Source organism: Burkholderia sp. 22088 (genome assembly GCF_052045915.1).
Taxonomy (GTDB): domain Bacteria; phylum Pseudomonadota; class Gammaproteobacteria; order Burkholderiales; family Burkholderiaceae; genus Burkholderia; species Burkholderia cepacia.
Genome location: NZ_JBQEPY010000014.1, coordinates 198818 through 211590, shown reverse-complemented (window position 1 = coordinate 211590; position 12773 = coordinate 198818). Strand labels below are relative to the sequence as shown.

Annotated in this window: 11 protein-coding genes; 3 read left to right on the top strand and 8 right to left on the bottom strand. The window is 60.1% G+C overall.

Features of this window, described 5'->3' with window-relative positions; all coding sequences use genetic code 11:
• Positions 1-82 precede the first annotated feature (82 nt).
• From ACTJLD_RS26220 to ACTJLD_RS26185, 8 genes are all read right to left on the bottom strand, one after another.
• Positions 83-1060, bottom strand: coding sequence for a homoserine kinase (locus ACTJLD_RS26220; protein WP_151062556.1), 978 nt, complete (start codon positions 1058-1060; stop codon positions 83-85).
• Positions 1061-1089: 29 nt separating this feature from the next.
• On the bottom strand, positions 1090-2502 hold the full coding sequence (gene thrC / locus ACTJLD_RS26215) for a threonine synthase (protein ID WP_151062557.1): 1413 nt from the start codon (positions 2500-2502) through the stop codon (positions 1090-1092).
• A 213-nt stretch (positions 2503-2715) separates the two neighbouring features.
• Entirely contained in the window at positions 2716-4044 is a 1329-nt protein-coding gene (locus ACTJLD_RS26210; protein ID WP_151062558.1) for an NAD(P)/FAD-dependent oxidoreductase, read from the bottom strand.
• 36 nt (positions 4045-4080) lie between these two features.
• Positions 4081-4857 carry an amino acid ABC transporter ATP-binding protein gene (locus ACTJLD_RS26205; RefSeq protein WP_151062559.1) on the bottom strand — a complete coding sequence of 259 codons (777 nt, stop codon included), beginning with the start codon at positions 4855-4857 and terminating at the stop codon, positions 4081-4083.
• An 8-nt stretch (positions 4858-4865) separates the two neighbouring features.
• Entirely contained in the window at positions 4866-5522 is a 657-nt protein-coding gene (locus ACTJLD_RS26200) for an amino acid ABC transporter permease (RefSeq protein WP_151062560.1), read from the bottom strand.
• A gap of 232 nt (positions 5523-5754) precedes the next feature.
• Positions 5755-6561, bottom strand: coding sequence for an ABC transporter substrate-binding protein (locus tag ACTJLD_RS26195; protein ID WP_151062561.1), 807 nt, complete (start codon positions 6559-6561; stop codon positions 5755-5757).
• Between the two features lie 135 nt (positions 6562-6696).
• Positions 6697-8190: an aldehyde dehydrogenase family protein gene (locus ACTJLD_RS26190; protein ID WP_151062707.1), complete on the bottom strand. Its 1494-nt coding sequence runs from the start codon at positions 8188-8190 to the stop codon at positions 6697-6699.
• Between the two features lie 348 nt (positions 8191-8538).
• Positions 8539-9153: a cupin domain-containing protein gene (locus ACTJLD_RS26185; RefSeq protein ID WP_151062562.1), complete on the bottom strand. Its 615-nt coding sequence runs from the start codon at positions 9151-9153 to the stop codon at positions 8539-8541.
• A 269-nt stretch (positions 9154-9422) separates the two neighbouring features.
• Between ACTJLD_RS26185 and ACTJLD_RS26180 the strand changes: the two genes are divergently transcribed.
• The 3 genes from ACTJLD_RS26180 to ACTJLD_RS26170 are packed head-to-tail and all read left to right on the top strand — an operon-like array spanning position 9423 to position 12771.
• Positions 9423-10307, top strand: a complete 885-nt coding sequence (locus tag ACTJLD_RS26180) for a GNAT family N-acetyltransferase (protein WP_151062563.1) — start codon at positions 9423-9425, stop codon at positions 10305-10307.
• Between the two features lie 6 nt (positions 10308-10313).
• Positions 10314-11237 (top strand): 2-hydroxyacid dehydrogenase, encoded by a 924-nt coding sequence (locus ACTJLD_RS26175; RefSeq protein ID WP_151062564.1) that lies wholly within the window; start codon positions 10314-10316, stop codon positions 11235-11237.
• 55 nt (positions 11238-11292) lie between these two features.
• On the top strand, positions 11293-12771 hold the full coding sequence (locus ACTJLD_RS26170; RefSeq protein WP_151062565.1) for an NAD-dependent succinate-semialdehyde dehydrogenase: 1479 nt from the start codon (positions 11293-11295) through the stop codon (positions 12769-12771).
• Positions 12772-12773: the final 2 nt, after the last annotated feature.

The window sequence follows — 12773 nt, the reverse complement described above, 5'->3', positions numbered from 1 at the left end:
AATGGACACGCACAACAGAGGCTTGCGTACTTGACTGCGAAAGTCACATCGGCATCTCGTCGTTGAGCCGTCGCCTCCGCTATCAAAACGCCGACGCGCGGCGGTGATGGCAGAGGACACGAAAGAAGTGCTCTGGATCATGCGCGTGGAGCAGCGCAGAATCGCGGGGGAAATGCAGGTCCACCAAGCGCGATAGCCAGAACCGCAATGCCGCTCCTCGGAGCACTGCGAGCAAGTAATGCCGCTCCAGCGATGTCAAAGGGCGGACGCGCTCGTACGCTTCGACGAACGCACGGGACAAGGCGGGCAGCAGTGCCCCGGACCGGAGATCGATACACCAGTCGTTCAGGCACACCGCCACGTCGAATATCACTACGTCGGTTCCCGCGAAGTAAAAGTCGAAGAAACCCGTCAGCTTCTCGGCCCCTGTTGCATGGCCGGTCTCTGCCGCACGCGCGAACAAGACGTTATCGCGGAAAAGATCACCGTGTACGGGGCCTCGAGGTAGTCCCCGGTAATGACTATCATTGGCCAGCGCGCGCTGGAATTGCAGCTCGTCGAGAAGAACGTCGCGTCTTTCGTCGTCAAGCAACGGTGCGATCCGATCAGCGGCCCAGAACCACCAGTCATAGCCTCGCGAGGGGATTTGCTCCATTGAGAAGTCGTGACCGGCTTGATGCATACGCGCCAGCATCTCGCCGACCTGATCACAATGTTGCCGCTCCGGGTCGAGGCAATGCCGCCCATCCAGTTTGGTCACGAGACAAGCGGGTTTCCCGTTCAGTTCGAACACGATACGACCGTCGTCATCGGCCCTTGGCTCCGGTACGGGAATTCCCTTTCGTGCCAAGTGCTGCATCCAAAGCAGGCTGAACGACAACTGCGTATCGCCCAGGCGCTCGAACAGCGTGAGCACGAATTCACCGGCGCGCGTCGTCAGAAAATAGTTGGTGTTTTCGATTCCGCTTGGAATACCGCGCAGCGATATCACCTCTCCCAGTGCCAGCGGCGCGATGAAAGCTGAAGCTTCTTCCTCGGAGACCGGAGTGAATACAGCCATGGCAACCCTCTCTCAACGGATCAACGGCCTCAGGCGTTCCAATGCCGGGCGATGAATGCCATCACCTCGTCGGCCGACGGCGCGATGACCTCACAGCGCCGGGGGCGTCGTTCGAGGTCGGCCACCGCTGCCGGCCGCGGCACGGTTTGGCCGATCGCCTCGTGAATGATGTCTGCGAATTTCAGCGGCAATGCGGTCTCCAGCACTACCGTGCGAATGCCCGGCCGAAGATGTTCGCGCGCAACTTTGACGCCGTCGGCGGTGTGCGGGTCGATAATGGTGCGATGGTGTTCCCAGGTCTCGGCGATGGTGCGCAGCCTGTCCGCATGCGTACTCTTGCCCGACACAAAACCGTAGCTGGAAATGCGCGATGTCTCTTCTGCGGTGAGCGTGAACTGGCTACGCTGCGCAAGCGCCGTGCCGAACAACTGCGCGACACGTTGAGCATCCCGGCCCAGCAGGTCGAATACGAAGCGTTCAAAGTTCGATGCTTTTGAAATGTCCATCGACGGGCTGGACGTCACCATTGTTTCGCTGCTCGCGCGAACACGGTATCGGCCGGTCTTGAAGAATTCGTCGAGCACATCGTTCTCATTGGTCGCCAACACCAGCTTATCGATGGGCAGGCCCATCATGCGGGCGACGTGGCCGGCGCAGATGTTGCCGAAATTGCCGGACGGGACGCAGAACGAGACGCGATCGCTGTTCTCATTCGTTGCCTGGAAATAGCCGGCAAAGTAATAGACGACCTGCGCGAGCAGGCGCGCCCAGTTGATCGAATTCACCGTGCCGATGCTGTATTGCCGTTTGAAGGCCAGATCGGCGGAAACCGCCTTGACGATGTCCTGACACGTGTCGAAGCTGCCCTCGATCGCGAGGTTGTGGACGTTCTCGTCCTGCAGGCTGAACATCTGCGCCTGCTGGAACGGACTCATGCGGCCATGAGGGCTCAACATGAACACTCGGACATTGCGTTTGCCGCGCATCGCGTATTCCGCCGCGCTGCCGGTGTCGCCGGAGGTCGCGCCGAGGATATTGAGCTGCACGCCGCGACGCCCCAGCTCGGATTCGAACAGGTTTCCGAGAAGCTGCATTGCCATGTCCTTGAAGGCGAACGTCGGGCCATTGGACAGGTTCAGCAAGGCGATCGAGTCGTCGAGCGTGCGCAAAGGAACGATCTGCGCCGAGCCGAAGACTTCCGGAGTGTAGGTGCGGCCGATGATGGCACGTAGTTCGTCGGCCGGAATATCGTCGATATACAGCGAGAGAATCTCGAAGGCGAGTTCGACATACGTCAAGTCGCGCCAACGCCGGAGCGTTGCGTCATCGACCTTGGGGTAGGCGGCGGGCACGTATAGGCCACCGTCCGGTGCCAACCCTTCCATCAGGACCTCGGAAAACCGCCGATCGGCGCTGGCGCCTCGGGTCGAGACGTACCTCATGACATCGCTCCTGTTAATAGATTTCAATAAAACGGAAACGCTTTACAGCGGGATGTGGCAGTTGTATTCAACAACCGTCGAGGCCCCGCCAAAATGGTCATGCGCGCGCTTGATGAGGGCCGTGCGAGAACGCTCGACATGGCGAAGGGCGGGTCCGTCGCACCCGCCGCGAGTCGTAAGCGACTAACGGAACAGTGCCAACAACATGCGCTGTCACATCATTTCCGGAATCTTGATGGACGTGCCGTCCGTGAAACGGCTCAATCGGTAAGGAGAAACATCCATCAAGGGTTTCGCGCCCGTGACCATATCGGCAACCAGTTCTCCAGCCGCCGGGCCCAACGCGAACCCATGACCGCTGAATCCGGTGGCGACGTAGAATCCCGGAAGTGTCGCGATATCGGAGATGATGGGAATGAGGTCGGGCGTCGTGTCGATCGCCCCGGCCCAAGCATGCACCACCCGCAGGTCGCCCAACTGTGGGATAGCGCGCTTGACGTTGTCCAAAGCAACTTTCACGAACTCGAGATCGGGCTTGGGGTCGAGCACACGGCAGCGTTCAAACGGAGAGGTCTGGTCGAATTGCCAAGTTGCCGATGCCTCGGGACCTTCGAACCAGGGCGTTGCAAGGCGGTACTTGAGCTTCTTGCCAATGTCGTTCCGATAATTGCGGTAATACCGCAACGCGTGTTTCAGGCCAAGCGGCGCCAAGTCGATGCGCCCAAAACCCGGAACAGCCAGCGTATATCCGCCATCCAGGCGGCGACGAAGTGCAAACCCGGGACCGCTGAAGCAACCGTTGACCACGTTTGCTGCGACGGACGTACGCATAGCCGTTCCAATGACGTTGACGGCTGGGAGGTCGATTTCGTGACGCCTGCAAAAGCGTGAACTCCACGCACCTCCGGCGCATACCACCGTGCTCGCCTTGATCAGGCCGCGCTCTGTCCACACACCGCTAACGCGCCCTGCACTGAGTTCCAAACCACGTGCCGCGCAATTTTGATAGAGCAGGGCACCCCGGCGCTTCGCGCCCTCGGCAAGGGCCGGGGCTGCACGCGAAGGCTCAGCGCGGCCGTCGTCGGGCGACCAAACCCCACCAGCGTACCGAGGACCGCCCTGGGGCGCACGGCTGTTGACCTCGCTCGAACTGAGCATATGACTGACAAACCCGATCTCGCGCGCTTGCCTGCACCAGGCTTCCCATTGAGCGATGGCTTTTGCGTCGTCGCTGACATAAAAAATACCTTCGCGGCGAAAGCCCGGGTCGATCTGAATTTCGTCTCGCAATTCACTCCAGCGACGAAGGCTGCGCATCGCAAGAGGCAGTTCGAAGATGTCGCGGTTCTGCTGGCGCACCCAGCCCCAGTTGCGCCCGGATTGCTCCCCGCCCACGATGCCTTTGTCGACCAGTGCGACAGAGACACCGCGTCGCGCCAATTCGTACGCGGTGGATGTCCCGATGATCCCGGCGCCGATCACAACCACCTCGGCTGCACCCGTAAATTCAGGGGTGTCGTACACCTCTTCGATTCTAAGCATCACAAACTTCCATCGTTCGATTGACAGCGTACCCGTTCATGCCACGGCTCCGGTGCCACCGTCATGCGCGTGCGGGTCCTCGGCGCGGTGCGTCAATACGTGCCGCAGAAATTCCCGGGTCCGCGCTTCGCGTGGCGAACCCAGTACGTCGTTGGCATTGCCCTCTTCGATGATGAGGCCAGCATGCAGGAAGCACACGCGATCGGCCACTTCACGGGCAAAGCCCATTTCGTGCGTGACGACCAGCATTGTCATCCCTTCGCGCGCCAGCGTGCGCATCACGCTCAGCACTTCGCCCACAAGTTCGGGGTCCAGCGCTGAAGTGGGCTCGTCGAATAAAATGGCCCTCGGCTTCATCGCCAGCGATCGCGCGATCGCCACCCGTTGCTGCTGGCCGCCCGACAGTTGATGGGGATAAGCATCGATTTTCTGGCCGAGTCCAACCTTATGCAGCAACTCGATCGCCTCGCGTCGCGCCTGCTCGACCGGCTCGCGCTTGACATGCACCGGCCCCTCCATCACGTTTTCCACGGCGGTACGGTGCGGGAACAGGTTGAAGCGCTGGAACACCATGCCGACTTGAGTGCGAAGCTGATTGATATGGCGTGAGCGCTGCTCGACTATCTGATCCAGCAATTTGATCTCGCCCGAATCGTACGACTCCAGGGCATTGATGCATCGAAGCAGCGTCGACTTGCCGGAGCCCGATGCCCCGATCAGACACACCACCTCGCCCTCGTTCACCTTCAACGTAATGCCTTTGAGCACAGGCACGTCGCCAAAGCTCTTATGTACGTCCTTGATCTCGATCATTTGCCGCCTCACTTCACCTTGTGTTTACCGAAGCGCCGCTCGAGCGCCTTCGTCAAACTCATCAACGGAAGGCTCATGGCGAGATATCCGATCGCCACGAGCGTGTAGACCTCAAGATTCTGGAAGGTCGCGGCCGCGATCAGTGAGCCTTGACGCGTCATCTCGGAGACGGTGATCGTCGATGCCAGTGACGAATCCTTGAGCATCGACACGAGCGTGTTGCTATAAGGCGGCAAGGCGACCTTGATGGCTTGGGGAAGAATCACCCGCGTCATCGTCTTGATGCGCCCCATTCCGATGGATTGGGCTGCTTCGTATTGACCCGGATCAACGGATTCGATGCCGGATCGAATGATTTCGGCGACGTACGTGGAGTACCCAAACGCCAAGCCGATGATGCTCGCCTGCAAGGCACTCATTTGTAGCCCGATCGAGGGCAGTACAAAGTAGATATAAAACAGCAACACGATCATCGGCAGCCCCCGCACCACGTTGATCAACGTGGTGGCCGCGCGCCTGACCGGCGCGTGCCGCGACATCTTCAGAAGCGCCCAAACGAGACCCAGCACGGTACTGAGAATCAGGCAGCTGATCGTGATAAAGACGGTCATCCCGGCCCCTTGCAGCAGGATGGGGACAAAATCGACCATGTCGCTCCAACGCATGTTTCGCCTTTCCAATAATCGTTTGTACTTAAAGACCGGCGCCGTTTTTAATTGTAGCTATCAAGAGCGGATGATCTCGATAGCTACGCTCGGACTATGCGGCAGACCGGCCGTCTCCTTACCCAACGGTCATACTCATGCGCATCTGGCAAGTCGGATCGAGTCCCATTCGATCCGACCGAAGACGCGCATCACTATGCCCTCCTGTCATCGTCCATCGACATCCGGCACGTCAATCCACGTAATTCCATTTCTTCAGGATCTTGTCCAACGTTCCGTCCGCCTTGATCTTGGCCAGCCCGTCGTTGATCTTTGACAGCAAGGCGGCATTTCCTTTCTTGACGCCGAATGCAATCGGTACCTTTCGAAGCGGTTTGAAGCCATCGACGACACGACAACCCTGCAGCGTACCGGCAGCCTCCTGTGCCTTCCAGATCGGATAATCATTGAATCCTGCCGTAATGCGACCAAGCGTGACATCACGGGCCATATCGGCGGCAGTGTTATACAACTTCACTTCCTTGAAGATGCCGAGCTTCACAAGCTCGTCCGAGGTTTCCTCGCCGGCGCCGGCGCCGATCACCGTGCCTTTCAGATCGTCAATTGTCCGATAGGTATTCTTATCGGAGGCGCTGACGATGATCCCCTTGCCAAAAAAAGCCACGGGTTGAGAGAAAGCGATCACCTCTTCTCGCTTCGGCGTCGGTGTCATACCGGCCACGATGAGGTCGATCTTGTCGGAAACGACTGACTGGATCAATGCGGAGAATGGAATGACATTGAACGACACGTCGAAGCCCTCGCGCTGCCCAATTGCGCGAATGACATCCGGCATGACGCCTTCAATCTGATTTGTCTTGATGTTCAAGAACGCGTTGGGAACGCTGGACGGCGTGGTTCCGGCGGAAACGTTGATTTGCGCTGCCCATGCCTGGCTGGCTCCGCAGACCGTTGCTACGGCTACGGCGGCAGCAACGAGAATGCGCTGGAAGAAACGGACGTGCTTCCCCGAAGCACTTTGCGGCGTATATTGGAACATGGTCTATCCTTGAGAAAATTGCTTCATCCACGTGCGGCAAAAGCATGCATACAAGACGTTCGGCCTCCTTCACACCCCGGTGTCAAGCAACGAGCAAAACCATTCATTGCGGTGTCGATCAACTTCTACCCACCGTCACATTCGATCAAAATCGATCAGCACGCTCTTGTATCGCATGCTGGCTTCCAGCGCTTGGCGCCCGAGATCTTTCCCGATACCCGACTGTTTGAATCCCCCGGTGGGAATAATCATGTCCCCGCTGCGACCATAGCGATTTATCCAGACGGTACCAGCAGCAATTCGGCGCATAGCGCGCATCGCTTGCCCAATGTCGCTCGTATGGACACCCGCACACAACCCGTATGTCGGGTGGCCGGCAAGTGCGATGCCTTCATCCTCGTCCTCAAAGGTCTGAACGGTCAGCACCGGACCGAACAATTCCTGCTGCACCGCCGGCGTCGAATCGGTCACATTCGCCAGGAGGGTCGGTCGGTGGAAATAGCCGCCGTCTGTATCTTCGAAGTAGCCACCTCCGAAGATGAGTTCGGCGCCGCTCGCTAGACTCTCGTCGATGAGGGACTCTATCCGATCAGCTTGGCTTCGGCTGATGATGGGTGAATAGTGAGTCGTGCTCCGCCATAGTGGCCCTGGGGCGATATTCGCCAAGTTGCGCTGTACCGCTTCGAGCAGCGGCTCGGCGATGCGCCTGTGCGCGATAAGCCGCGTACCGGCAACGCATGCTTGGCCCCCATTGCTGGTGAATCCTCGCGCTATACAGCGCGCTGCGTGCTCCAAGTCCGGTACTTGTTCGAACACGAGTTGGGGGCTTTTCCCGCCCAGCTCGAGCGTCACGGGCTTCGTGCCATGCAAAGCCGCGTCGCTCATGATCGCAGCACCGGTTCGCGTGGAACCGGTGAAGCTGATCTTCGAAATATCGGGGTGGCGGGTAATCGCGGCTCCGGTCGTTGCACCACGGCCGTTCACCACGTTGAAGATGCCGGGCGGCATGCCCGCTTCGACTGCCAGTTCCGCCAACCTGAGCGTAGAGAACGGCGTCAGTTCCGACGGCTTCAACACGACCGCGTTCCCGGCGGCGAGCGCGGGTCCGCACTTCCAGGAGCACATCGACAGCGGGAAATTCCACGGTGTGATTGCACCGATCACCCCATAGGGTTCCGATGTCACGAATCCCGCACTTTCGCGGCGCGTTGCCGCGAACTCGCCGCCAAGTTTGTCGGCGAGCTCAGCGAAAAAGCGGATCGCCTCTGCGGTAAATGGCACATCGGATGCGTACGCCTCGGCGACGGGGCGCGTCGAGCTGACCGCCTCCAACTGCGCGAGGCTCACAGCATTCCGATCGATTAAATCTGCCCAGCGACTCAGTACTCTCGCTCGCTCGCGTGGCGGTTGCGTTGCCCAGTCGCTCGTCTTCCATGCCTGCACCGCGGTGCTCACCGCATAGTCAATAGTGTCTGCGGAGGCATCGGGGATATGGCCGAGCAACTGACCGTCGGAAGGTCGGTAAACAGCGATCGGCGTCTCATTGGTTGAATAGTACCTGCCGCCAATGAAATGCCCCTGAGGCAACGAGACTGTAGCCGGATCAAAATCGAGTGGCGGGGTAGACATGCTCGACCTAACCTCAAAATCTGGAGTAGCGGCGACGCCAGGTTTCATTCCCCACGTCACCGCAAGTTGCACGGCTTGTCAGGCGCGGGACATGCAATGAACAAGCATCTGATGGCGTTCATTATATTGATCGTTCAGTGAATTGCTAGCGATCAAAAAAGAAATCGGGAAATTTTCGTTGTGCGGTGCGGTAGGGTTCGTTTGCCGCCAGTCAATCCAAATGCCGCTCACGCGGCAATGGCGACAGTCAGTTGAGACTGACCATCGTGCGCTGCGTCGCAAGGCGAATCGGCGATGCGGCAAGTCGTCGTGCCCGACTCCGGTGCCTCACGAGCAAGAGCGCGGGACTCACAAATGAACGACTGGTGGCTGCGTGTTCATGACCCACAGCACGCGCGCCATCTCGTTGCTCTCGTTGCGCACGCTGTGCGGCACAGTGCTCTCGAACTGGAAGCTATCGCCAGCGCGCAGCACGGCGCGGCGGTCACCGACATTCAGGACGATTGTGCCTTCGAGCACGAGCCCTGCTTTTTCACCCACGCCAACGAGCACTTCATCGGACCCTGCTCCTGCTGGGAGCAGGATGATCATCATCTTGAGGTCATGATTTCCGTGCGGCGACAGTAGCTCTTTTTGCACGCCTTGCTTGCCGACGTCGAACAGCGGCCGCTCGGTCGCCTTGCGCACGAAGTCGCCGACGATCGGATCCGACGCTGCGTCATCGTCCTCCAGCAGCGCGGAAAGCGGTACCGACAACGCCTGCCTTAGGCGCTCGAGAATTCGCACCGACGGATTCGCCTTGTTGCGCTCGACCTGACTCACCGTACCGACCGACACACCGGCGCGCATGGCAAGTTCGTTGACGGACAATCCTTGCTCGATGCGCAGGGCCCGTAGGCGGCCTCCGACGTCAGAATGATGCAGTTCAGTTACGTCTTTCTTCCTCACCGGTGCTGGCTTCATGCAAACCTCTGTTGAAACGGTTCAATACCCTTCCCGGGGCGCATCGCAGTTGACCTTCATTCGCTGGCTCGCTCGTGCCGGCATTCGACCCGAGGCGGCGCGACCTCCCGTCAGCGCGATGAACGGGAAGAATCTCTTGATCATTATATTGAATAGTGCCATATTTTGCCGAACACTCGACTGTGACTCTATCGCAGTTAACAACGATGCACCGACCCGCTTCGCGGCGATGGATCTGTCGAGGCCGACATGCCGCTGCAGGAGTTCTCGTGTCCACACTATCCGTAAAGAATGCACCGACCTACCGTGCTTTCGAGTCCACCGACATCATTGCTGCGCATGCACTGTCACTGGCCGCCGGCTGGCCCCATCGAGCGGAAGATTGGCAATTGATGTTCGCCGCCGGCAGCGGGTTCGTCGCGCAGGATGACGGCGAAGTGATCGGCACGGCACTCTGCTGGCAGTGCGGTACCGATGGTGGCACGCTCGGCCTGGTCATTGTGTCTCCCGAAGCGCAGGGGCGCGGTATCGGCCGGCAGTTGATGGAACTGGTGCTCGAGGTGCTCGGTAACCGCGTCACGTTCCTACATGCTACGCCCGCCGGCAAGCCGCTCTACGAAAGACTCGGTTTCGAAGCGTGCGGCACGGTCGATCAGCATCAAGGCGCCGTCAGCAATGTCCCGCGCGTCACGCCCCCGGCTGGAGAGCAACTGCGTTCGCTGAAACGCGACGACGTACCACTGGTCATCGAACTTGCGTCGCGTGCGAGCGGGCTGGATCGCAGCCAAATCATCCCCGTACTGCTCGATGTTGCGCAGGGTGTCGTGCTCGAACGCGCCGGTGAATTAGTGGGTTTTGCGCTGTTTCGCCGCTTTGGTCGCGGTTACGCAATTGGTCCCGTCGTGGCAGCACACTCGCCAGGCGATGGGCGAGCGAAGGCGCTGATCGCCCACTGGCTCGCGATGTACTCCGGCGAATTCGTGCGCATCGACGTGCCAAGGGAGGGCGGCCTCACCGATTGGTTGAACGCGGTTGGCGTGAAGCGCATCGACACGGTTGTGAAGATGGTGCGCAATGAGCCGGCAGAGCGGCACAGCGGCAAACCGGACGCGATATATGGCGTATTCGGCATCATCAATCAGGCGATGGGGTAAGCGGCGATGACCGTGCTATACAAGTCCGATCCGGTGCGAGGTGCGGTATGGGCCGAGCGCTTCGCTCAACTCGCCCCAGACCTTGCGTTTCGCATATGGCCGGACATCGGCGACCCATCCGCGATCCGCTATTTAATTGCCTGGCAACCGGATGATCTCCCCGTCACGCTGCCCAATCTGGAAGTCGTGTTCTCAATTGGTGCGGGCGTCGACCAGCTCGATCTCACCCGCATTCCCACCCATCTGCCCGTCGTACGCATGATCGAGCCAGGCATTGTCGACGGCATGGTCGAGTACGTCACGGAAGCGGTGCTCGCGATTCATCGCGATCTGTTCGATTACGCGCTGCAGCAACAGGTACGCGTTTGGAAGCCGATGCCGCTGCGGCCGGCCGCCACACGGCGCGTTGGTGTGCTGGGGCTTGGCGTGCTCGGGACCGCGGTACTCGAACGACTGCGACTCTTCGGGTTCGCATGCGCCGGATGGAGCCGTTCGCGGCGGGACATCGAGGGCGTTGAATGCTTCGCTGGCGACGCCGCACTCGATGCGTTTCTCGCGCGCACCGACGTGCTCGTTTGCCTGGTCCCGCTCACCGACGCGACACGCGGTTTGCTTTCCGAACGCATTTTTTCCGAGTTACCCGAAGGCGCGTCGATCGTGCATGTAGGCCGCGGGCCGCAGCTGGTAGCGGGCGATCTGCTCGATGCAATGGAGCGCGGTCACATTCATAGTGCGGTCGTCGACGTAACTGATCCGGAGCCCTTGCCTCCAGACCACCCGCTTTGGATTCAGCCTCGGGTACGCATCACACCGCATATCGCGAGCGCGACGTGCGCCGTTACAGCCGCCGACGCAGTGCTGGAAAACCTGCGCCGTCACTGGGCGCGCAAACCGATGATCGGTGAAATCGATCGGGCGCGCGGATATTAAGGCCATCGAACTGCTGTTGCCACGCAGCACAAACTCATGCACAGGAAGCGTTCCAATGAGCATCAATCTCGAACAGCAAGCGCGCGCACTGATTCGCGCGGAGAATTTCATCAATGGGCAATGGGCCGCCGCGGCGAGTGGACGTCGCTTCGCGGTGATTGATCCCGCTACTGGAAAACTGATCGCCGAGGTAGCCGATAGCGGCCCCGCCGATGCGCGTGCCGCAGCAGACGCCGCCGCCGCGGCGTTGCCTGCGTGGCGCGCGATGCTACCCAAGGAACGCGCGGCCATACTGCGCCGCTGGCATGCTCTCATCGTTGAGCAGCAAGATGCGCTTGCCGCGCTAATCTCTCTCGAACAAGGGAAGCCGCTCGCCGAGGGGCGCGGCGAGGTTGCGTACGGCGCTTCGTACGTCGCGTGGTTCGCCGACGAAGCCACGCGCATCTACGGCGACCTCATTGCTCAGCAGCAGCGCGGCAAGCGCATGAGCGCAATCAAAGAGCCGGTCGGTGTCGTGGCGGCTATTACGCCGTGGAATTTCCCGATGGCGATGATCGCGCGCAAGATCGCGCCGGCGTTGGCCGCCGGCTGCACCGTCGTCGCGAAACCTGCCGAAGATACGCCGCTCACCGCGATCGCGCTGGTCATGCTCGCTCATCAGGCGGGTGTGCCTGACGGCGTGCTCAATTTGATTTCAGCGTCGCGCGAGTCGACCGTCGAGGCCGTTGGCGAATGGCTCGCGGATGGGCGCGTGCGCAAGATCACCTTTACTGGCTCCACGCCGGTGGGTAAGTATCTCGCACGTGAGTCGGCCACCACGCTGAAGAAGGCCTCCCTGGAGTTGGGCGGCAACGCGCCGTTTATCGTATTCGAGGATGCGGATCTCGACGCGGCGGTGGCGGGCCTCCTTGCGGCTAAGTTCCGAAACGGCGGCCAGACCTGCGTCAGCCCTAACCGCGTGTACGTTCAGCGTAGCGTCTACGCGCGCTTTTCTACCCTGTTGAGTGCAAAGGTAGCCGAACTGCGCGTTGGTCCCGCCAGCGATGCGACTTCGCAGATCGGTCCGATGATCAACTTGCGTGCAATCGAGAAAATCGCACAGCACGTTGATGATGCAGTCGCAAACGGTGCGCGCGTGTTGACGGGCGGCAAGGCGCTCACTGAACTCGGACCGCGGTACTACGCACCAACGGTGCTCGCCGACGCAACATCGGACATGCTGCTTTTCAACGAGGAAACGTTCGGCCCGGTCGTGCCGCTCTTTCCATTCGATACGGAACAACAGGCCGTGCAGGCCGCGAACGATACGCCGTTCGGCCTCGCGTCGTACTTCTATAGCCAGGATATGCGTCGCATCGATCGCGTCTCGCGGGCGCTCGAGGCCGGGATCGTCGGTATCAACGAGGGCGCGCTGGCGTCGGAAGCGGCACCGTTCGGCGGCGTGAAGGAATCGGGTTATGGCCGCGAAGGGTCGAAGTATGGACTCGACGATTATCTGTCGATCAAATATCTATGTCAGGGCGGCCTGGAATGACG